Below are 21,337 nucleotides of genomic sequence, written 5' to 3'. Positions count from 1 at the left end.
CAGCGATCTCATCGATCCGGCCACGGGGAAGGTCTTCGCCACCGCCCCGGTCTCCACCGCCGAGGATGTCGACGCCGCGTTCCAGGCCGCCCGCACCGCCTTCGAGAAGGGGTGGCGCGACCGGACCCCGGCCGAGCGGCAGATCGCCCTCAACAAGTTCGCGGACCGGGTGGAGGAGCGCGCGGACGAGCTCGTCGCCGCCGAGGTCCAGAACTGCGGCAAGCCCGTGGAGCTCACCAAGAGCGAGGAGATCGCGCAGGTGCTGGACGCCCTGCGCTTCTTCGCCGGGGCCACCCGCAACCTGGAGGGCCGGGCCGCCGGGGAGTACATCGCCGACCACACCTCCTGGATCCGCCGCGAGCCCATCGGCGTCGTCGGCCAGATCACCCCGTGGAACTACCCGATGGCGATGGCGGCCTGGAAGATCGGCCCCGCCCTGGCCGCGGGCAACACCATCGTCCTCAAGCCCTCCGACACCACCCCGGTCTCCACCCTGCTGCTGGCCGAGATCGCCGCCGAGTTCCTGCCGCCGGGCGTGTTCAACGTGGTGGCGGGCGACCGCGACACCGGCCGCGCCCTGGTCGAGAACCCGGTGCCGGGCCTGATCTCCCTCACCGGCTCCACCCGGGCCGGGTACGAGGTGGCCCAGGCCGGGTCCAAGGACCTCAAGCGCCTGCACCTGGAGCTGGGCGGCAAGGCACCGGTCATCGTGTTCGACGACGCCGACATCGAGCGGGCCGCCGCGGGCATCGCCGAGGCCGGGTACTTCAACGCCGGCCAGGACTGCACCGCCGCCACCCGGGTGCTGGCCGCGCCGGGCGTCCACGACGACCTCGCCGCCGCCCTGGCCGAGCAGGCCCGCGGCACCGTCACCGGCCCGCCGAGCAACGCCGACGCGGCGTACGGCCCGGTCAACAACGCGAACCAGCTCGCACGGGTGAGCGGTTTCCTGGACCGGGCCCCCGACCACGCCGAGGTGCTGGCGGGCGGCTCCCGGGTCGGCGAGGAGGGCTACTTCTACGCCCCCACCGTCGTCTCGGGCCTGCGCCAGGGCGACGAGCTCGTCACCGACGAGATCTTCGGCCCGGTCATCACCGTGCAAAGATTCACCGACGAGGACACCGCGGTCGCGTGGGCCAACTCGGTGGAGTACGGCCTGGCCTCCAGTGTGTGGACCAGGGACCACGCCCGGGCCCTGCGGGTCTCGCGCCGCCTCGACTTCGGGTGCGTGTGGATCAACACCCACATCCCGATCACCGCGGAGATGCCGCACGGCGGCTTCAAGCACTCGGGGTACGGCAAGGACCTGTCCATGTACTCCTTCGACGAGTACACCCGCGTCAAGCACGTCATGAGCTACATCGGCGAGTGACACGCCCAGGCCGGTCCGCCCGGGCGGACCGGCCGCCTCCCGGTACGGCAACGAGCAAGCGACAGGACCACCCCCACCATGGCCTCTACCAGCACCACAGCACCGGAGACACCCGACGTGGATACCTCGGCCTCGGGACAGCCCGCGATCAGCCTGGAGGGGGTGTTCAAGTCCTTCCGCTCCGGCTCCGAGACCGTGAACGCCGTCGACGGCGTCGACCTGGCCATCGAGCAGGGCGAGTTCTTCTCCCTGCTGGGCCCCTCCGGCTGCGGCAAGACCACCACCATGCGGATGATCGCGGGGTTCGAGGAGCCCACCCAGGGCGTCGTCCGGCTCAACGGCCGGGACGTCACCGGGGTGCCCGCCAACCGCCGCGACGTCAACATGGTCTTCCAGAGCTACGCCCTGTTCCCGCACATGAACGTCGCGGACAACGTCGCCTTCGGCCTCAAGCGCAAGGGCGTCGCCAAGGACGAGATCAGGCGGCGCGTCGGCGAGATGCTCGAACTGGTCGAGCTCGGGCACCGGGCCAAGCACCGCCCGGCCCAGCTCTCCGGCGGCCAGCAGCAGCGGGTCGCCCTGGCCCGCGCCCTGGTCAACCAGCCCGCCGCCCTGCTGCTGGACGAGCCCCTGGGCGCCCTGGACCTCAAGCTCCGCCAGGCGATGCAGGTGGAGCTCAAGCGCATCCAGCGCGAGGTCGGCATCACCTTCGTCTACGTCACCCACGACCAGGGTGAGGCGCTGACCATGTCCGACCGCATCGCGGTCATGAACCACGGCCGGGTCGAGCAGCTGGGCACCCCCGCGCAGGTGTACGAGCAGCCGGCCACCCGGTTCGTGGCCGACTTCATCGGCACCAGCAACCTCATCAAGGGCACGGTGCGCGGCGAGTCCGGCGGCACCTGGCGGGTGGAGGTCGCCGGCGGCGCCACCGCCCTGCTCGCGGACCTGCCCCCGGCGCTGGCCTCCCAGGGGCCGGGCGCGGTCGGCTCGGCGGTGTACCTGACCGTGCGCCCGGAGAAGATCGGCATCGGCACCGAGCAGCCGGGCGGGGACCTCAGCGCCGTTCCCGGCACCGTCGCCGAGACCGTCTACCTGGGGTCGGCCACCCACTACCAGGTGGACATCGGCGGCGGCGAGACCGTCACCGTGTTCCTGCAGAACTCCTCCGACTCCACCCTGGCCGCCGACCGCGGCGACCGGGTGTGGCTGTCCTGGCCCGCCCACCACTCCTACCCGCTGCTGGCCTGACCTCGCCGTTCCATCCGCGACCCCGAGGGCGCCGACCGGTATCGGCGCCGCCACCCCCGAACCCCCGCCCGTCCCCGGCGGACCACTGGAAGTCAAGGAACGACTCATGAACAACCGCTCGCGCGCCGGTATCGATCCCGCACTCCTTCGCGGCCTCACCCGGGCACGCCGCAGTCCGCTGGGACTGCCCGGCCTGACCCGACGGCGCACCCTCCAGGCCGGCGGGGCGGCGGCCGCCGCCCTCGCCCTGTCCGCGTGCGGTGTCGGGGGCCAGCAGCGCGACCCCGCCGCCGACGCGAACTTCTGGGAGGGCAAGGAGCGCACCGGGAACCTGCGCTGGGCCAACTGGCCGCTGTACATGGACTCCGAGCGCACCCAGATCAAGCAGTTCACCGAGGCCACCGGAATCACGGTGGAGTACAAGGAGGACGTGCAGGAGGCGGCCGGGTTCTTCGGGCAGATTCAGCCCAAGCTCGCCAACGGGGACGACATCGGCTACGACCTGATCGTCATCCCCAACGGGTTCGAGCTGGCCAAGCTCATCGAGCTGGGCTACCTGATCCAGCTCGACCACTCCAAGCTGCCGAACTTCGCCGAGTACGCGGGCGAGGTCTACAAGAACAGCACCTTCGACCCGGGCAACAAGTACACGGTCCCCTACGCCTCGGGCATGACCGGCATCGCCTACAACCCGGAGTTCATCGACCGGGAGATCACCAGCATCCAGGACCTGTGGGACCCGGCGTTCGAGGGCAAGGTCGGCATGTTCTCCGACCCGCAGGAGATCGCCAACTTCGGCCTGCTGGCCAACGGCGTCGTCCCGGCCGACTCCACCGCCGAGGACTGGGAGGCGGCCGCCGACAAGCTCCGCGAGCAGCGCGACTCCGGCATCGTGCGCGCCTACTACGACCAGGACTTCATCCAGCCGCTCACCAACGGCGACCTGTGGATCACCATGGCCTGGTCCGGCGACATCTACCAGCAGAACTCCGAGGAGGGGACGAACCTCAAGTTCGTCATCCCCGAGGAGGGCGCCACCCTGTGGACCGACAACCTCACGATCCCGTTCACCACCCAGGCCCCGGTGGACGCGAGCGAGCTGATGAACTTCCTGTACGAGCCGGAGATCGCCACCGGCCTCACCGAGTACATCGCCTACATCTCCCCGGTCCCCCACGCCCAGGAGGTCATGCTGGAGTGGGCGGCGGCCGAGGGCGACAACGAGCGCGGCGCGGCGCTCACCGAGATGGCCGAGAGTTCCCTCGTGTTCCCCACCGAGGAGGACTACCAGAACCTGCACAACTTCGTCGTCCTGCCGACCGAGGAGCAGGACGGGTTCTCGTCCCTGTTCCAGGCCGTCACGCAGAGCTGACGCCGAGCGATCCCGAGTCTCCCCATGAGAAACCGCAAGCTGACGCCCTACGTGCTGGTGCTCCCGGCGTGGACCTGGCTGGCGCTGTTCTTCGTGGTCCCCATCGGCGGGATGCTGTCGCTGTCGCTGACCACGGGCAACGTGATCACCGGCTTCCAGCAGACCTTCGAGGTGGGCAACTACGTCGACGCCATCGGGACCTACTGGGAGCAGATCCTGCGCTCCCTGTTCTACGGCGGCTGCGCCACCCTGGTGTGCATCGCCGTCGGCTATCCGATGGCCTACTGGATCGCCTTCAAGGGCGGCGCCTACAAGTCCACCTACCTGCTGCTGCTCCTGCTGCCGTTCTTCGTGTCGTTCGTGCTGCGGACGATCTCGTGGCGGTTCTTCCTGGCCGACAACGGCGTGGTGCTGGGGACCTTCAAGGACCTGGGCCTGCTCCCGGACGGGTTCGCGGTGCTCAACACCGCGCCCGCCGTGATCCTGGGGCTGGCCTACAACTTCCTGCCGTTCATGGTGCTGCCGATCTACGCGGTGCTGGAGCGGATGGACCCGCACCTGGTGGAGGCGGCGCACGACCTGTACTCCAACCGGCTGCGGGCGTTCGTGCACGTGATCCTGCCGGTGTCGCTGCCGGGCGTGTTCGCGGGCGTGCTGATGACGTTCATCCCGACCAGCGCCGACTACGTCAACGCGTCGGTGCTGGGCGGCACGCACAACACGATGATCGGCAACGTCATCCAGACCCAGTACCTGGTCAACAACAACTACCCGATCGCCGCGTCGATCACCTTCGTGCTCATGGGGCTGCTGCTGGTCGGCATCTTCAGCTACGCCAGGGCCCTGGGCACCGAGCGGGTCATGGAGGTGCACACGTCGTGAGCGCCACGTTCGACACCGAGGACCGCGCCGACACCGTGTCGCGGCCCTCCGCCCCCACGGCCCGGCGCCGGACCGACTGGGGCCGCCTGTACACGTGGGCCGTGCTGGCCTGGCTGTTCGCGCCGATCCTGTTCATGATCGCGTTCAGCTTCAACAACCCGGCCGGGCGGCACAACATCACCTGGCAGGGGTTCACCCTCAAGTGGTACGCGAACGCGTTCGCCTACCCCGACCTCAACACGGCGATGTTCAACTCGGTGAGCATCGCGCTGCTGACGATGCTCATCGCCGGGGTGCTGGGCACCCTGCTGGGGATGGCGCTGGGGCGGTACACGTTCCGCGGCAAGCAGCTCACCAACCTGGTGATGTTCGCGGCGATCAGCGCACCCGAGGTGGTGCTGGGCGCCGCCCTGCTGTCCACGTTCCTGATGCTGAACATCACCACCGGGTACTGGACGACGGTCATCGCGCACGTGATGTTCTGCGTGTCGTTCGTCGCCATCACGGTGCGGGCCCGGGTGATCACCCTGGACCCGAGCCTGGAGGAGGCCGCCCGCGACCTGGGCGCCGGGCCGTGGCAGACGTTCCGGCTGGTGACGCTGCCGATGCTGTTCCCCGCGGTGATGGCGGGCGGGCTGCTGGCGTTCGCCCTGTCCATCGACGACTACATCATCACCACGTTCGTGAGCGGCGACGTGAACACGTTCCCCCTGTGGATCTGGGGCGCCACGCGCGTCGGTATCCCCCCGCAGGTGAACGTCATGGGCACGCTGTTGTTCGCGGTCGGGCTCACCATGGCCGTCATCAACATCATCGCGGCCAGGCGCCGGGCCTGACGCCCGTCCCACCGGGGCACCGGACGGGCACGTGTCGCCCGGCCGGTGCCCCGAGCCGTATCCGCGACCGAATCCGAATCCGTAACCGAATCCTGTATCCGAATCCCTTTCCCACCACCAACGGAAGTGTGTGATACCCATGGCCGATGCGGTCACCGCAGGGGCCTCCGAGGCGCTGAAGGGCGCCCTCCCCCGGGTCTTCTGGCTCGATCCCGACGTGCCCGGACACGACGTGCCCGAGGCCGCCCCGGCGCTGGCGGGCGACGTCTTCGCCGACCTGGCCGTGGTCGGCGGCGGGTTCAGCGGGCTGTGGACGGCGCTCATCGCCAAGGAGCGCGACCCCGACCGGGACGTGGTCCTGGTGGAGGCGCGCACCGCCGGGTGGGCGGCCTCCGGGCGCAACGGCGGGTTCTGCGCCGCCAGCCTCACCCACGGGTACGACAACGGCGCCGAGCGGTGGCCGGAGGAGATCGCGGAGCTGGAGCGCCAGGGGTACGCGAACCTGGACGCCATCGGCGAGGCCGTGGAGAAGTACAGGATCGACTGCGAGTTCGAGCGCACCGGCGAGCTGCTGGTGGCCACCGAGCCCTGGCAGGCCGAGGGGTTCGAGGAGTCCGCGGCGGCGATGGCCGCCCTGGGGCACCGGGCCGAGGTGTGGGACGCCGAGCGGACCCGCGCCGAGATCGACTCCCCCACCTACGTGCGCGCGCTGTACGAGCCCGACGGGGTGGCGATGCTGCACCCCGGCAAGCTGGCCTGGGGGCTGCGGGAGGCGTGCCTGCGGCTGGGGGTGCGGATCTTCGAGAACACCCCGGTGCGGGCGATCCGGTCCACCCCGGCCGGGCTGCGGCTGGAGTCGCGCGGCGGGTCGGTGCACGCGGCCAGGGTCGCCTGGGGCACCGGGGCGTTCCCGGGGCCGCTGCGGCGGCTCAAGCACTACCTGGCCCCGGTGTACGACTACGCGCTGGTGACCGAGCCGCTGAGCGACGCGCGGATGGAGTCGCTGGGGTGGAAGGGGCGCCAGGGGGTGGGGGACGCGGCGAACTTCTTCCACTACTACCGGCTGACCGCGGACAACCGGATCCTGTGGGGCGGGTACGACGCCGTCCACCACTTCGGCGGGAAGGTGCGGCCGGAGTACGACCAGCGGCCGGAGACGTTCCAGACGCTCGCCGAGCACTTCTTCGCGACGTTCCCGCAGCTGGCGGGGGTGCGCTTCACCCACTCCTGGGGCGGGGTGATCGACACGTGCAGCCGGTTCTCCGGGTTCTTCGGGACCGGGTACGGGGGCAGGCTGGCCTACGCCGCCGGGTACACCGGGCTGGGCGTGGGGGCGACGCGGTTCGGCGCCCAGGTGATGCTGGACCGGCTCGACGGGCTGGACACCGAGCGGACCCGGCTGCGGATGGTGCGGGAGAAGCCGCTGCCGTTCCCGCCCGAGCCGGTTCGCTCGATCGGCATCGGCCTGACGCTGCGGGCCACCGCGGCCGCCGACCGCAACAACGGCAAGCGCAACCTGTGGCTGCGGACCCTGGACGCGCTGGGCATGGGCTTCGACAGCTGACGTTCTGCGATGGTTCGTGCGGCGTGTCGGAAAAGGGTTGGTAGGGCGGAGTAAGGGATTGCCCGGGGCGGCGCGGCATCCGCGCCGCTCCCCCGCGGTGGGACAGGATGGGTCGGGTCACGGGATGTCTCCCGTGCCCTCCCCCGCAGACCACCGCGCGGCCGCCCACCGGCCCGACACATCAGGCTGCGCGGTGTCGGTCCGCTCCGGCCCGGGTGCACCCGGGCCGGAGCGCCGCCAGGACAGGTGGGCGACGGGCAGGGAGCCCGCGGCCGCAGACCGTCCGTGAAAGGGAAGTCCGCGACCGCAGGCCGTCCGTCGAGGACCTTCTGATCCTCGACGGGTGGACGTCGACGGGGGCACCGCGCCTCCTGAAACCCGATTCCCGCCCATGGGGGCACCCGGGGGACGGGCCGGAGCGGAGGGCCGAGGCGGGCACGGCTCAGTAGCCGCGCCAGGCGCCCTGGTGGTAGGCGATGATGCGCGGGTGCATGAGCGTGGACGCCTCCACGCCGGTGTCCTCGCGGCGGTCGCGCGGGAAGACCTGGGCGGCGTCCAGCAGGGGCTCGTCCAGGAAGCGCAGCGGCGGCGCGTCGTCGGGGATCTCCAGCGCGGGGGCGCCCTCCAGGGACGTCAGGTAGAAGCCCCAGTTCCCGAACGAGGGCACGTCCACGTTGTAGGGGGTGCCGGACAGGCCCGCCTCCTCCAGGGAGCGGCCCACGCTCCAGTAGGCGTCCGGGGCGAAGAACGGCGACCCGGCCTGCACCACCATGCGCCCGTCGTCGGCCAGGGAGTGGCGGGCCAGGGAGTAGAACTCCACCGAGTACAGCTTGGACGGGCCCACGTCCTGGCCGTCGGGCAGGTCGGCGACGATCACGTCGAAGTCGCCGCGGTTCTCGCGCAGCCACTGGAAGGCGTCGGCGTTGACCACCTCCACCCGCGGGTCCTCGAAGGAGTCCCCGTTGAGCTCGGTGATGACCGGCTCGCTGGAGGCCAGCTCGATCACCGCCGGGTCCAGGTCGACCAGGGTCACCGACTCCACGTCGTCGTAGGCGAGGATCTCGCGCAGCGCCAGCCCGTCGCCGCCGCCCAGCACCAGCACGTCCTCGCGCGGGCCGGCCATCGCCGGGTGGATCAGCGACTCGTGGTAGCGGTACTCGTCCAGGGTGGAGAACTGGAGGTCGCCGTTGAGGAACAGCCGCACGTCCCGGCCGTCGATCGAGCGGGTGAGCACGATCTCCTGGTAGACGGAGCGTTCGGCGTGCACGATCGGGTCGCGGTACATGGCCTGGCGGGCGTCCACCTCGAACTGGTCGGCGTACGCGTACGCCAGGCCCAGGAAGGCGAGGATGGCGACCAGGCCCGCGGTGAGCCCGGCGTAGGCGCGGCGGGACAGCTCGGCGCGGAACAGCCACAGCACCACGGCCACGCCCACCACCGCGTTCAGCGCGCCCACCGCCAGCGCGCCCTTGGGCAGGCCCAGCAGCGGCAGCAGCAGGAACGGGAACGCCAGGCCGCCGATGAGGCCGCCCACGTAGTCGGCCGCGAAGAGGTCGGCGACCGCCTCCGACGCCTCCTGCTTGCGGATGCGCTGGATGAGCGTCATCAGCAGCGGGATCTCCATGCCGATGAGCACGCCGATGACGAACGCCAGCAGCACCAGGGCGGGCTGGTAGGCGGAGAACCACGCGAACGCGCCGTACAGCAGCAGCACCGACAGGCCGCCGACCAGCGACAGCAGGCCCTCGATGACCGCGAACGACACCGCCGGGCTGCCCTGGAACCGCTTGGACAGCAGCGACCCGATGCCCATCGCGAACACCATCACCGACAGGACCACCGAGGCCTGGGTGATGGTGTCGCCCAGCAGGTAGCTGCCGATGGCGACCAGGGCCAGTTCGTACACCAGCCCGCAGGCGGCGCACACGAACACCGCGGTCAGCACGAGGAACCGGGCCATCCGCGGCGGTACCGGAAGTCGGGGCCGCTGCGGGGCCGGTGACTCGATCACGATGGGGTACTGCTTTCTCTGCGGGTGCGGGCGGACCGGGCCCCGGCTCGGGGCCCGGCCCCCGTCAGGTGAGGGCGGCGGCGACGACCCCGGCGATGGCCAGGTGGGCGGTGGCGCTCACCCAGGTCGCCGGGTGCGGCTCGGGGTCGCTGATCATGTGGGCGATCTTGGCGGGGATGAGCAGGTCGATGAGCAGGAACGACAGGGCCATGACACCCAGGCCGATCAGCCCGTACACCGCGCTGGACAGCAGTCCCGCGCCCAGGCCGATCTCGGAGTCGCTGGAGAGGATGGCGGTGACGACGACGATGGCCGCGCCCAGGGTGTTGGCCGACACCAGGATCACCGCGTTGGGGTTGCGGTCCTCCCAGACGATCTTGTGCAGCTTCCCCGGGGTGAGGACGTCGATGAGCAGGTAGCCCACCGCGAGGACGACCACGCCGACCCCGGCGTAGGCCAGGGCCGCGATGCTGTTGAAGAGGATCTCGTTCATGGTCCAGTTCTAGCGGGGAACACGGGCGTCCCGGCCGGGCGGGTCATGGTCGGCGGGTCGGGGTCGGAGTCGGGACCGGCGCTTCGGGGTCACTTGCCGACGCCGGTGCCGCCGCCCCGGAACCCGCTGCCGCTGCCGCCGCTGTCGTTGTTGTTGTAGCTGTTGTTGTTGCCGCCGCCGAAGAGCCCGAAGAAGAAGAACCCGCCCCCGGAGGAACCGGACGAGGCGCGGCACTCCTGCTCACTGTAGGCCGGGTCGGAGACCTGGCTCTCATCGGGGCAGTTGGCGGCGCTCGCGTTGTTGCACGCGCTCATCAGGACGAGCAGGAGCACGATGACACCGATCACCACCAGGACGGTGACGACGGTCTTGTTCCGGTTGTTCTCCGGCTGTGCCTGGCCGTGGTGGTAGTTCATGGGGTTTCTCCGAAGTGGGGGGTCACGGTGGAGTGCGTGGTCACGAGCTCTCCGCTCTGGGGATAGACGTGCCAGGTGCGCCAGTGGATCCGACCCCCGTCGTCGCGTGCGCCGTCGAGGGACAGGTGCAGCGCGGTCACGGCCAACGGGTCACCGGGGAAGGCGACGAGGAGCCCGCCGGGGTCGTCGGCGACCTCGCGGTGGAGGTCGCCGACCCGGCGGGCGAGTTCGGTGCGGCCGAGGGTCTCCACACGCGAGTCGAACCGGTAGCGGCCGGTGCCGTGGGGGCGTTCGGTGGTGCCCGGCAGGGCGCCGCCCACTCCCGGCAGGCAGGCCACGGTCTCCACCAGGCCGCCCGGCGCCGACGCGACGACGACCTGGTGGGAGGCGCCGAGCACACGCAGTTCGACCCCGGTGCCGGCGACCCGCAGGGAGCGGACGGCCAGGGGGTCGATCAGCGGGTGCCCGAGCGCCCAGACCAGGTCGGCGGCCCGGGTGTCGACGAAGGGTGCGCTGATGCCGACTCGCATGGACCGGATCAGCTCCCCGGGTAGATGGTGAAGGTGCCCTCGGCGACCTTGGTGCCGGTGCTGACCTCCCAGGGGCCGTGGTCGAAGCGCTCGAAGGAGAGCAGGCTGCCGTCCGCGGCCTCGTAGTCGGCGTAGTCGAACCCGCCCTCGGCCTTGAGGCCGGTGGTGCCCTCGGAGCGGTAGGAGCCGCTGCCCTTCTCTTCGAGGGTGTAGGTGGTGCCTTCGAGTTCGATCTTCTTGCCGTGGGGGGTCAGGTCCAGGTCGGGGCGGCCGGTCCACAGGGCCATCTCCAGGTCCGGGTCCTCCTCGGTGGAGAGCCAGCGCTTGCCGCCCTCGACCTCCAGGAAGTGCTCGGCCCAGACGTAGCCGCCCTGGGAGAGGCGCAGGGTGCCGCGGATCCAGGTGCGTTCGGTGCCCCAGTCGATCATGTCCCCGGCCTTGATGGAGCGGGGGTCGCCGGTGGTGCTGTCGCCGGTGTTCGCGAAGGGGTCGTGGGGGGCGGCGGGCGCGGGCGGGGTGGGCGACTTGGTCCGCGAGGCGGCGCGCACGGCCAGGATGATGGCGGCGACGGCCACCGCGAGGGCGACTATCACCAGGAGCACGATTTCGATGGCCACTGTTCCTCTTTCGCGTGGGGGAAGCCTCGTCGTCGGCCCTACCCCGGGCCGGGCAATCCTACTGATCGGTCAGACGCCTTTTCCGGCCGGGAGGTTCCGGCCGGTTCCGGACACGGCGAAAGGGCCGACCGTGTGTGCGCACGGACGGCCCTCCGGGTGTGGCCGGTGTTGCCGGTGCGGCCGGTGGCCGTGTGCCGGGGCTGGTCGGCGGCGGGGCTAGCCGGCGGCGGGGTCGCCGGTCTCGACGGGCAGGGAGTCGTCGCCGCCCCACAGGCTCCAGGAGCCGGGGTAGAGGCGGGGCGCGGTGTAGCCCGCGTGCTCCAGGGCGAGCAGGTCGTGGCAGGCGGTGACGCCGGACCCGCAGTAGGCCGTGACGGTGACGGCGTCGTCGGCGCCCAGGGCGGCGAAGCGCTTGCGCAGCACCTCCGGGGCGGCCAGCAGGCCGTCGGGGCCCAGGTTGCCGGTCCACTCGGCGCTGCGGGCGCCGGGGACGTGGCCGGGTCGGGCGTCCACCGGCGCGGGCTGTTCGCCGGTGTAGCGGCCGTAGGCGCGGGCGTCGATGACGAGCTGGCCGGGCTCGCCGGCGGCGGCCCGGACGGTGTCGGTGTGCACGACCCGGTCGGCGGGCCAGTGCTGGGCGGTGCGGTGCGCGGGCTCGGCGGTGTGCTCCCCCTCCTCCAGCGGCCCCGTCCAGGTCTGGAGGCCCCCGTCGAGGAACGCGGCGGGGGTGCCCAGGACGCGGAGCATCCACACCAGGCGGGCGGCGACCGACCCGCCGGCGTCGTCGTAGACGACCACCCGGGAGTGGTCGCCGATGCCCAGGCGGCCCAGGGTGCGGGCGAAGTCGGCGGCGGCGGGCAGCGGGTGCCGCCCGCCCTCGGGGCTCGCCGGTGCGGCCAGGTCGGCGTCGACGTCGGCGAACACCGCTCCGGGCAGGTGTCCGGCGAGGTAGGCGTCGCGGCCGGAGCGGCCGTCCAGGTACCACCGGGAGTCGACCACGACCACGCGGTCGAGGTTCGCTTGGAGCCAGTCGGCCGAGACGGCCACCGGCAGGGGAAGGGGCTCTGACATGGCCCCAGGCTAGCGGTGGGGTCACGCCCGGGTCACGGGCCGGGTGGGGTCAGTCGCGATCCGGGGGCGGAGCGGGCGCGTGCTCAGTCGCGGTCGAGGCGGTGCACGTGCAGGATCCACCACAGGCCCAGGGCGGGCAGGACCAGCGGGATGAAGAAGTAGCCGCTGCCGAACCCGGACCAGACGGTGTCGTCGGGGAAGACCGCGGGCAGGAGCAGGCTCGCCGCGCCCACGACCAGCACCCCGACCATCTCGATGCTGCACGAGACCAGGGCGACCCGCCGGGAGGTGCGCCCGGCGCGGGCCAGGCCGACGGCGGCGACGAGGTAGATCACCCCGGCGAGCACCGACAGCAGGTAGGCGACCGGGGCCTCGTCGAACCTGGTGGCCAGCTGGTAGACGCCGCGGGCGGTGGCGGCGAGGGCGAACACGCCGTAGACGGCGACCAGCAGCCGGCCGGGGCCGGTGCGCAGGGTCCTGGCCGTGACGGGGGCCGGGGTCGCGCCGGAGGCGGCGCCGGTTCCGGGGCCGGGAGTCGGGTCGGTGTCAGGCAACGGGGCTCCAGAGCTGTTCGAGGCGGACGAACAGGACGGGCAGGATCAGGCAGGCGAACGCGATGACGGCCGGGCCCCACTTGCTGCGTTCCATGAACCCCCACACGGCGCAGGCGGGCGGCAGCAGGACCACCGTGGCCAGGTAGGAGACGAACATGGCCGTCTCCGCGGGCCGGTCCCCGCCGACCATGGTGACGACGGTGGCCGCGGCCTGGCCGATCACCAGGAGCCACAGGACCCCCATGCCGATCAGGTGCGGGACGAGCATGGGCTGGTCGCGGAAGGTCGACACGAGGCACCACCCGGCCATCGCCAGGGAAACCATCTGAATGGCCATGGTCAGCCACTCGACCATGCCGCCTCCTCTCACCGGGCCCGTCCGCCCAGGTCGGCGGCGCGTTCTACGACACACGGTAGTACCACCGGCGGCCCGTCCGGCACGGCCCTCCCCGGAACGGCTTCCGGGTGGGAGCGGGTTCCGCTACGGTGCGGGCATGAGTGCAGTGCGCGACGACTCCGCGATGAAGCCCTCGGGGATCTGCCGGGCGGGACGGCACCGCTGGCGGCACGACCCGCCGGGGGGCAGGCGCCGGATGTGCGTGCGCTGCCGGTCGATGTCGATGATCAACTACCCCTGCGGGACCGACTGCCTGGAGTGCCACCCCGCCGAGGCGGAGCCCGAGGAGGGCTAGGCGGGGGGCCGAGGAGGGCTGGGCGGGGCCTAGATCCTCTTGGTGAGCGGCAGCAGCAGGGCGTCGCGGACCTTGTTCCACTCCACCGCGGCCAGGCCGCCGACGCCCATGTCCTCCACGACCGCGCCGATCGAGCGCAGGTCGTACTCGTCGCCGAGCTCGCGGTCCCCGTCCCGCTGCTCGTGGACGAGCCCGGTGACGTAGCGGCGCAGCTCGTCGGAGCCCGCGGCGGCCGCCGTCCGGGCCGCCTCGTGCCAGCGGGCGTCGTGCGGGATCCAGGAGGCCACGACCTCCGTGGGGGTGGGGTGGTAATCCGTGCGCATAGCGGAAAAGTACCAAGGCCGAGCGGCTCCCATCAGGGCTTCCGCGCCGAAGGCCGTCGACAGCTCGCGCGAACCTTCGAGCACCCGACGCCATCCGATACAACGGTGAGGGGTAGGGTCGCAGGGCGGCTCCGCCGCCTCCACGCGCGTGTTCTCCGTCCCGGGCACACGACGCTTTCTCGCCCCCTTCCGCGGCGCACGCCGTCCCGCACCCGAAACCGGAGCACTCACGATGTCGTACCCCAACGACCCGTCCGGCCCCCAGCCGCCGTACGGCCCGACCGGCGGGCAGCCGCCCTACGGTCCCCCCGGCGGACAGCCGCCCTACGGCCCGACCGGTGGACAGCCCTCCTACGGTCCCCCCGGCGGACAGCCGCCCTACGGCGACCCGGCCGGCGGCCCCTACGGCCAGCAGCCGTACGACCCGTACGGTGCGGGCGCCCCGCCGCAGAAGAAGGGCATGTCCACCGGGGCCAAGGTCGGCATCGGCGTGGGCGCGGGCTGCCTGGGCCTGATCGTGATCGTGGTGGTGATCATCGTGATCATCGCGATGGCCTCCGGCGGTGACGGCGGCGGCACCTCGTCCAGCTCCCCCACGTCCTCCCAGACCACCGAGCCGGGCGCCGGCACCGAGGACGCCCCCGTCGAGGCCCCGGCCGACGGGGTGGGCATGACGGTGACCAACGCGGGCACCGTGGGTGGGACCCTGGACCCCGCCGAGACCTACACGGCGCTCGACGTGACGTTCGTCAACAACTCGAACGAGCCGTTCTCGGTCAACCCGTTCTACTTCAGCTTCATCCTGGACGACGGCACCGAGGTCGTCGACTGGGAGCTCTTCGCCGACATCGACCAGTTCGAGGCGGGCGATCTGGCCCCGGGCGACCAGGTCAGCGGCCAGGTGGCCGTCGCCGGGGAGGTGACCGTCGTCGAGGTGCACTACGACCCCTACTTCGGTATGGAGGACCCGATCGTGGTGCCCGTGCAGTAGCCTCCGACAGGCGTTTCCGGGCCCCGGCCCGCGCGGTGCGCGGACCGGGGCCCTTCACATGCCCAGGGCGGCCAGGGCGGTGACGGCGCCCAGTTCGCGGCAGGCGTCGCGGTCGGCGGCGGCCGGGGTCCCGGTCACGGAGACCGACGGGCGGTGGCGGGCCCAGCCCATGCCCTTGGTGACGGCCTCGACGGCGCGTACCGCCCCGGCGGTGTCGTCGTTGCCGTGGACGTAGAGGGAGTAGGGCACGGGGCGGTCGGCCGACAGGGCCGGGTAGTAGGCGAGGTCGAACCAGTACTTGAGGGCGCCCGACATGTACCCGATGTTGGCGGGTGTCCCCAGGACGACGGCGTCGGCCGCCAGCGCGTCGGCGACCGAGGCCGCCAGCGCCGGGCGGGCGACCACCTCCACGCCCTCGATCTCGTCGTCGCGCGCCCCCTCCAGCACGGCCTCCAGCAGTTCCTGGGTGGCCGGGGAGACGGTGTGGTGAACGATGAGCAGTCGTGCCATGCCACCCACCCTCTCACCCGGCGGGGGCGAACCTTCGGCGGCTCCGGCGGGTCCCACCGAGCGGCGCTCGGACGACACCGGGCACAGGACCCCACCCCTTCGACGGGAAACCCCGCATGCAGCCCCCGCACCACCCGCCGCCCCCGTACGGCCACGGCCCCCACCCGGGGTACCCGGGACGCCCCGGCCACCCGCCCGCCCCTCCCGCGGGGAGGAAGAAATCCTCCCCCTGGCCCTGGATCGGCGCGGGCTGCGCGGGCCTGGCCGTCCTCGTCATCATCGCCCTGGTCGCGGTGGTCTTCTTCGTCTCGTCCAACGACGACCGCGGGGGCACCTTCGCCGTGGGTGAGCGGTTCGAGGTGAAGAACGTGCAGTACACGGTCACCAGCGTGCAGACCGACAAGGGGAGCATCGCCAACGCGTCCGGTCACCACAAGCCCCAGCACGCCTACACGGTCATCACCGTCACGGTGGAGAACACGGGGTTCCGCCCGGCCGTGTGGGTCTCGAACGACATCGGGCTGTACAGCGGCGGTATCCGGTACGCCTCCAACTCCCAGGTGGCGGAGAGCATCCAGCTCGGGTCCACCCGCCAGACCCTGAACCCGGGCGACCGGGTGTCCGTCACGGTCGTCTTCGACGTCCCGGACTCCTCCCAGAGCACCCACCTGATCCTGAGCCCGGAGGGGAGCGCCCGGCTGGCGGTCACGAACGACCTGTAGCGGGGTTGGGCCGGGGGCCGGGAGCCGGGGGCCTGGGGTGTCCAGCTGCACGGGGGCTCCGGCCTGGGGGGTTGCCGTGGGCGGCCACTTTTTGTGCCCTGGCGCGGGCGGTCGGGTGCACGCGTGTTCTGTTAACGCTGTGGGTGGTGAAGGTCGCCTGTTCGGGGCCCCGGCACAGCTCGGAGGAAAGGATCGGTTCCTCCGGTTCCGGGGGGTTGGCGGAGGAGTCACCTCGGTTCCCGGACCCATGGGGGTGAGGGCTGCGGGTACCGGGACCTCCGCCGCAGGGGGTCGCCCACCTGCCCGGGGCCTTGGCCCCAGCCCCATCCCTCTCTTGGAGTCCTCATCCCCAGCCGGAGGGCGTCGCGCCTCCCCCGCCGCAGGGGGTGAGGGCCGCGAGAGGCTTCCCGCCCTGGCCCCGGGGGGTTACCCACCTGACCTGGGGACCTCAGCCCCAACCCGGACACCTTCCTGGCCACCCCCGCCGCAGGGGGTGAGGGCCGCACGAGGCCCCCCGCCCCCACCCCAGGGGGTTTACCCACCTGACCTGGGGACCTCAGCCCCAACCCGGACACCTTCCTGGCCACCCCCGCCGCAGGGGGTGACGGCGGCACGAGGCCCCCCGCCCCGACCCCAGAGGGTTTCCCGCCTGCCCGGGGCCTTGGCCCCAGCCCCATCCCTCTCTTGGAGTCCTCATCCCCAGCCGGAGGGCGTCGCGCCTCCCCCGCCGCAGGGGGTGAGGGCCGCGAGAGGCTTCCCGCCCTGGCCCCGGGGGGGGTTACCCATCTGACCTGGGGCCTCAGCCCCAGCCCGGCCACCTTCCTGGCCTCCCCCGCCGCAGGGGGTGACGGCAGTAGGAGGCTTCCCGCCCGGGCCCCGGGGGGTTTCGGTAGAGCGGGACGGGGCCCGGGCCCCAGGGGGTGAGACAGCAAGAGCAGGTTTCCAAATGGCCCGCCATCTGCGGACGGCGGTCTGAAGGTCCGCACACGGTCGCGTTGGTCTCCACGGGTCACCCCCTGGGAACGTACAGACCCGGGCTGGGCGCGGAGCCGTCCCCACGGTACGAGGCCCGGCAGACCAAAGAGGCGTATGCGTTGGACTCACGTCCCGAGTGGTGGGGGTGTTTTCCGGGGACGGGTCGGGGCACAGCGCACATCCCCGGCCACACAGGTCCACGGAAAGACGCTCCGACTGTGAAGCCGCGGTTGCACAGACCTCGCTTGAAAGCCCAGACACCTGGCGTAGTAACCCCCGCCCCGATCGCCCTCCCCGCCGCAGGGGGTGAAACCCCGGCCCCGATTGCCCTCCTGGCCACAAGGGGTGACCACGTGCACACTTTCAGTGGTGCCGGTGGCGGTCCCACCTCCCGAAACCCCTGACCCCAGGCCCCAGGACAAGTACAACCGTCACCCGCCCGTGGCGGAGACCCCGGTCCTTCCTCCGATCTGGGGCTGATGCCGCGGATACCAGCGGCCGTCACCCCCTGGAGTGCAGGTCCCGGTTCTTCCTCCCGACACCCCCTGTGTCTGGGGAGGGCATTGACGGCGGGGGTTACCCCGTCTGTGGTCGGGCTTTCAAGCGAGGTCTGTGCAACCGCGGCTTCACAGTCGGAGCGTCTTTCCGTGGACCTGTGTGGCCGGGGATGTGCGCTGTGCCCCGACCCGTCCCCGGAAAACACCCCCACCACTCGGGACGTGAGTCCAACGCATACGCCTCTTTGGTCTGCCGGGCCTCGTACCGTGGGGACGGCTCCGCGCCCAGCCCGGGTCTGTACGTTCCCAGGGGGTGACCCGTGGAGACCAACGCGACCGTGTGCGGACCTTCAGACCGCCGTCCGCAGATGGCGGGCCATTTGGAAACCTGCTCTTGCTGTCTCACCCCCTGGGGCCCGGGCCCCGTCCCGCTCTACCGAAACCCCCCGGGGCCAGGGCGGGAAGCCTCCTACTGCCGTCACCCCCTACGGCGGGGGAGGCACAACGCACTCCGGCTATGGCTAAGGCCCCGGGCAGGTGACCGGGCTGGGGCTGAGGCCCCAGGTTGGGTGGGCAACCCCCCGGGGCCAGGGCCGGAGGCCTCCTGCCACCGTCACCCCCTGCGGCGGGGGAGGCACAACGCCCTCCGGCTGGGGCTAAGGGCTCCAAGAGGGGGATAGGGCTATGGCTGAGGCCCCGGGGAAGGTGGGCAACCCCCTGGGGCCGAGGCAGGAGGCCTCCTGCTGCCGTCACCCCCTGCGGCGGGGGAGGCCAGGGATCTGGCCGGGCTGTGGCTAAGGACCCCGGTCGGGTGGGAAACCCCCTGGGGTCGGGGGGTGGATTCTGGGGGTTGTTGCAACACCGATGGTCAGTGTGTTGGTGTGAGGAGCTTGTCCAGGCGCTCGGCCGGGGTGTCCCACCCCAGTGTCTTACGGGGACGGCCGTTGAGCTGGGCGGCCACCGCTTCCAGATGCTGTCGGTCGTGGACCGACAGATCAGTGCCCTTGGGGAAATACTGGCGCAGCAACCCGTTGGTGTTCTCGTTGGACCCGCGCTGCCAGGGACTGGCCGGATCGCAGAAGTAGACCGGGATGTCGGTGGCGGTGGTGAACCGCCTATGGGTGGCCATCTCCGAGCCCTGGTCCCAGGTCAGGGACCGCACCAGGTGGGCGGGCAGCCTCTGGACCGTGGCGGCCAGCGCGTCGCGCACCGGTTCGGCCCCGCGCCCGTGGGGCAGGTGCACCAGCATCACGTACCGGGTCGAGCGCTCCACCAGGGTACCGATCGCCGAGGCGCTGTCCTTGCCCAGGATCAGATCGCCCTCCCAGTGGCCGGGCACCGCCCGGTCCTCGACCTCGGCGGGCCGCTCACTGATCATCACCATCGGGTCGGTGAACCGCGGCCGGCGCTGCCGGGCCTGGCGGCGGGGCACGCGCCGGGCACGGCCCGAGCGCAGCGCACCGGCCAGCTCCCGGCGCAGCTCGCCCCGCCCCTGGACGTACAGGGCCTGGTAGATGGTCTCGTGCGCCACGTGCCACTCCGGGCGGTCGGGGAAGTCGCGTTTGAGCCTACGGCTGATCTGCTCCGGGCTCCACCGCTCTTGGAGCAGGTCCTGCACGCGGGCGCGCAGTACCGGGTTCAGGTCGAGCTTGGAGGGTTTAGGGCGGGCGGTGCGGGCCTCGGCACGGGTCTGGGCGGCCCAGGGCCGGTAGTGGCGCCTGCCGCGCTCGTCGACGGTGCCGTTGCGGGTGACCTCCCGGCTGATGGTGGAGGCCGGGCGGCCCAGCGCGGCGGCGATGGCCCGGATGCTGCGGCCCTCGCGGTACAGGTCGGCGATGTGCAGGCGTTCGTCCTGGTTCAGGTAGCGGCCGGTACGGCAGGTGGGGGCGGGCGGGTGCGCGGCATCGGTGGCCGGTGTGGTTGTCGGGCGTGCTTTGGGCCGGTAGGGCTTGCAGCGGCCGTCGGGGCGTCCGTGGCGCCATTCCCGGCCGGTGCGGATGTTGACGCCCACGATCCGGCAGGCGTCGGTGTTCGAGTACCCCAGCTCCATGAGCTGGAAGTATGCCGCCCGCTCGGCGGTGAGTCTGCGGCGGCCCTGTGGTGTGCGGTTCTGACGGATACGAAAGTCCATGGCACCCCTTGGCGTGCGGGGTGTTGCAACAACCACTAGAACCCAAGGGGTCCAGTCCCGCTCTACCGACACCCCCCGGGGCCGGGGCCAGAGGCCTCCTGCCGCCGTCACCCCCTGCGGCGGGGGAGGCGCGACACCCTCCGGCTGTGGCTGAGGGCTCCAGACCGGGGGCAACCCCCTGCGGTGGAGGTCCCGGTACCCGCAGCCCTCACCCCCATGGGTCCGGGGGCGGAGGTGATGTCTTCGCCAACCCCCCGGAGCCAGAGGAACCGATCCTTTCCTCCAAGCTGTGCCAGGGGCCCGAACAGGCGACCTTCACCACCCACAGCGTTAACAGAACACACGTGCACCCGACCGCCCGCGCCAGGGCACAAAACCACAGCGTCCCCAGGGCCAAGACCCCGCCCAGGTGGGCGACCCCCGCGGGCGGCCAGGTGGAGGGAAGTATGAAATCCGCACCCCCTCAAGCAGTAAAACCTAGAGCTTCCTCCAAATAATTACAGGCCCAAAAAGGGACATCCGCCATCATTGGGCGTTTTTGCGAAATCGTGCAACACGGAGGAATCCTGTTCGCAAGGATGTCGGATATTGACCCGCCATTCACCTCTATCTATGGTGCGATTCTCATACCGCGACCCCAGGTGCCAGCAGGGCATACGGCCGTTGGAGGAACGAGGGGAACCATGCCGCACATCGTCCGTGCCGCACTCGTCCAAACAGAGTGGACCGGCGACACCGATTCCATGCTCGCCGCCCACGAGAAATACGCGCGCGACGCCGCCGCCCAGGGAGCCCAGGTCATCGGCTTCCAGGAGGTGTTCAACGCCCCCTACTTCTGCCAGGTGCAGGAGGCCGAGCACTACCGGTGGGCCGAGAGCGTCCCCGACGGCCCCACCGTCACCCGTTTCCAGGCCCTGGCCCGGGAGCTGAACATGGTGATGGTGCTGCCCGTGTTCGAGATCGAGAAGCCCGGGTTCTACTACAACACCGCCGCCGTCATCGACGCCGACGGCACCTACCTGGGCAAGTACCGCAAGCACCACATCCCGCAGGTCAAGGGCTTCTGGGAGAAGTACTACTTCCGTCCCGGCAACCTGGGCTGGCCGGTGTTCGACACCGCCGTCGGCCGCGTCGGCGTCTACATCTGCTACGACCGCCACTTCCCGGAGGGGTGGCGGGCGCTCGGCCTGGCCGGGGCGCAGCTGGTGTACAACCCGTCGGCGACCAGCCGGGGCCTGTCCGCGTACCTGTGGAAGCTGGAGCAGCCGGCCTCGGCGGTCGCCAACGAGTACTTCATCGCGGCCATCAACCGGGTCGGCCGGGAGGAGTACGGCGACAACGACTTCTACGGCACCAGCTACTTCGTGGACCCGCGCGGGCAGTTCGTGGGGGACGTCGCCTCCGACACCGCGCCGGAGCTGGTGGTGCGCGACCTGGACTTCGACCTGATCGACGAGGTCCGCACCCAGTGGGCGTTCTACCGGGACCGCCGCCCGGACGCCTACGGCCCCCTGGTCGAGGGGTGAC

The 21,337-nt window shown here is 71.5% G+C and carries 21 protein-coding genes; 10 read left to right on the top strand and 11 right to left on the bottom strand.

The annotated features are described in order from the left end of the window. The 6 genes from ACJOT3_RS21380 to ACJOT3_RS21355 all read left to right on the top strand — a co-directional run. The coding region (locus ACJOT3_RS21380; RefSeq protein WP_406974846.1) for a gamma-aminobutyraldehyde dehydrogenase at positions 1-1,372 on the top strand (1,372 nt) is incomplete at its 5' end. A 78-nt stretch (positions 1,373-1,450) separates the two neighbouring features. After that, a complete protein-coding gene (locus tag ACJOT3_RS21375) occupies positions 1,451-2,623 on the top strand; it encodes an ABC transporter ATP-binding protein (protein ID WP_406974845.1) in 1,173 nt (390 codons plus the stop codon). Positions 2,624-2,729: 106 nt separating this feature from the next. Then, on the top strand, positions 2,730-3,995 hold the full coding sequence (locus tag ACJOT3_RS21370) for a polyamine ABC transporter substrate-binding protein (RefSeq protein WP_406974844.1): 1,266 nt from the start codon (positions 2,730-2,732) through the stop codon (positions 3,993-3,995). 24 nt (positions 3,996-4,019) lie between these two features. Further along, the gene (locus tag ACJOT3_RS21365) at positions 4,020-4,877 is read left to right on the top strand and encodes an ABC transporter permease (protein ID WP_406974843.1); all 858 of its coding nucleotides are present in this window, start codon (positions 4,020-4,022) and stop codon (positions 4,875-4,877) included. Between the two features lie 35 nt (positions 4,878-4,912). Further along, complete coding sequence (locus ACJOT3_RS21360; RefSeq protein ID WP_406974852.1) at positions 4,913-5,713, top strand: ABC transporter permease; 801 nt, start codon at positions 4,913-4,915, stop codon at positions 5,711-5,713. A gap of 139 nt (positions 5,714-5,852) precedes the next feature. Beyond that, a complete protein-coding gene (locus ACJOT3_RS21355) occupies positions 5,853-7,277 on the top strand; it encodes an NAD(P)/FAD-dependent oxidoreductase (RefSeq protein ID WP_406974842.1) in 1,425 nt (474 codons plus the stop codon). Between the two features lie 442 nt (positions 7,278-7,719). On the opposite strand, the gene ACJOT3_RS21350 is transcribed toward ACJOT3_RS21355, so the two are convergent. The 8 genes from ACJOT3_RS21350 to ACJOT3_RS21315 form a co-directional block, all read right to left on the bottom strand. Further along, positions 7,720-9,237 carry a polyamine aminopropyltransferase gene (locus ACJOT3_RS21350; RefSeq protein WP_406974851.1) on the bottom strand — a complete coding sequence of 506 codons (1,518 nt, stop codon included), beginning with the start codon at positions 9,235-9,237 and terminating at the stop codon, positions 7,720-7,722. 115 nt (positions 9,238-9,352) lie between these two features. Next, positions 9,353-9,781: a DUF350 domain-containing protein gene (locus tag ACJOT3_RS21345; protein ID WP_406974841.1), complete on the bottom strand. Its 429-nt coding sequence runs from the start codon at positions 9,779-9,781 to the stop codon at positions 9,353-9,355. A gap of 89 nt (positions 9,782-9,870) precedes the next feature. Continuing rightward, a complete protein-coding gene (locus tag ACJOT3_RS21340) occupies positions 9,871-10,197 on the bottom strand; it encodes a hypothetical protein (RefSeq protein ID WP_406974840.1) in 327 nt (108 codons plus the stop codon). Next, on the bottom strand, positions 10,194-10,727 hold the full coding sequence (locus ACJOT3_RS21335) for a DUF2617 family protein (RefSeq protein ID WP_406974839.1): 534 nt from the start codon (positions 10,725-10,727) through the stop codon (positions 10,194-10,196). The genes ACJOT3_RS21340 and ACJOT3_RS21335 overlap by 4 nt, the downstream gene beginning before the upstream one ends. A gap of 8 nt (positions 10,728-10,735) precedes the next feature. Then, on the bottom strand, positions 10,736-11,344 hold the full coding sequence (locus tag ACJOT3_RS21330) for a DUF4178 domain-containing protein (protein WP_406974838.1): 609 nt from the start codon (positions 11,342-11,344) through the stop codon (positions 10,736-10,738). Between the two features lie 216 nt (positions 11,345-11,560). Next, on the bottom strand, positions 11,561-12,415 hold the full coding sequence (locus tag ACJOT3_RS21325) for a sulfurtransferase (protein ID WP_406974837.1): 855 nt from the start codon (positions 12,413-12,415) through the stop codon (positions 11,561-11,563). Positions 12,416-12,498: 83 nt separating this feature from the next. After that, the gene (locus ACJOT3_RS21320; protein ID WP_406974850.1) at positions 12,499-12,888 is read right to left on the bottom strand and encodes a hypothetical protein; all 390 of its coding nucleotides are present in this window, start codon (positions 12,886-12,888) and stop codon (positions 12,499-12,501) included. Between the two features lie 73 nt (positions 12,889-12,961). Then, positions 12,962-13,324: a hypothetical protein gene (locus ACJOT3_RS21315; protein ID WP_406974836.1), complete on the bottom strand. Its 363-nt coding sequence runs from the start codon at positions 13,322-13,324 to the stop codon at positions 12,962-12,964. Between the two features lie 139 nt (positions 13,325-13,463). On the opposite strand from ACJOT3_RS21315, the gene ACJOT3_RS21310 reads away from it, so the two are divergent. Next, positions 13,464-13,661 (top strand): hypothetical protein, encoded by a 198-nt coding sequence (locus ACJOT3_RS21310; protein WP_406974835.1) that lies wholly within the window; start codon positions 13,464-13,466, stop codon positions 13,659-13,661. 29 nt (positions 13,662-13,690) lie between these two features. Here the strand turns inward: ACJOT3_RS21310 and ACJOT3_RS21305 are convergent, their stop codons facing one another. Continuing rightward, the gene (locus tag ACJOT3_RS21305) at positions 13,691-13,984 is read right to left on the bottom strand and encodes a hypothetical protein (protein WP_406974834.1); all 294 of its coding nucleotides are present in this window, start codon (positions 13,982-13,984) and stop codon (positions 13,691-13,693) included. A gap of 232 nt (positions 13,985-14,216) precedes the next feature. On the opposite strand from ACJOT3_RS21305, the gene ACJOT3_RS21300 reads away from it, so the two are divergent. Further along, complete coding sequence (locus ACJOT3_RS21300; protein ID WP_406974833.1) at positions 14,217-14,975, top strand: DUF4352 domain-containing protein; 759 nt, start codon at positions 14,217-14,219, stop codon at positions 14,973-14,975. A 54-nt stretch (positions 14,976-15,029) separates the two neighbouring features. Here ACJOT3_RS21300 and ACJOT3_RS21295 read toward each other — a convergent pair whose 3' ends face one another. Continuing rightward, entirely contained in the window at positions 15,030-15,485 is a 456-nt protein-coding gene (locus tag ACJOT3_RS21295; protein WP_406974832.1) for a flavodoxin family protein, read from the bottom strand. 116 nt (positions 15,486-15,601) lie between these two features. On the opposite strand from ACJOT3_RS21295, the gene ACJOT3_RS21290 reads away from it, so the two are divergent. Further along, the gene (locus ACJOT3_RS21290; RefSeq protein WP_406974831.1) at positions 15,602-16,207 is read left to right on the top strand and encodes a DUF4352 domain-containing protein; all 606 of its coding nucleotides are present in this window, start codon (positions 15,602-15,604) and stop codon (positions 16,205-16,207) included. Positions 16,208-18,547: 2,340 nt separating this feature from the next. Here ACJOT3_RS21290 and ACJOT3_RS21285 read toward each other — a convergent pair. Beyond that, positions 18,548-19,729 carry an IS30 family transposase gene (locus tag ACJOT3_RS21285; protein ID WP_406974849.1) on the bottom strand — a complete coding sequence of 394 codons (1,182 nt, stop codon included), beginning with the start codon at positions 19,727-19,729 and terminating at the stop codon, positions 18,548-18,550. Between the two features lie 764 nt (positions 19,730-20,493). Between ACJOT3_RS21285 and ACJOT3_RS21280 the strand changes: the two genes are divergently transcribed. Beyond that, positions 20,494-21,336 carry a nitrilase-related carbon-nitrogen hydrolase gene (locus ACJOT3_RS21280; RefSeq protein WP_406974830.1) on the top strand — a complete coding sequence of 281 codons (843 nt, stop codon included), beginning with the start codon at positions 20,494-20,496 and terminating at the stop codon, positions 21,334-21,336. Position 21,337 lies beyond the last annotated feature (1 nt).

The sequence above is a fragment of the Nocardiopsis protaetiae genome (assembly GCF_045446735.1).
In the GTDB taxonomy this organism is placed as follows: Bacteria; Actinomycetota; Actinomycetes; order Streptosporangiales; family Streptosporangiaceae; genus Nocardiopsis; species Nocardiopsis protaetiae.
Note: the sequence above shows the minus strand (reverse complement) of the source record. Positions and strands in the feature narration are given on the sequence as shown.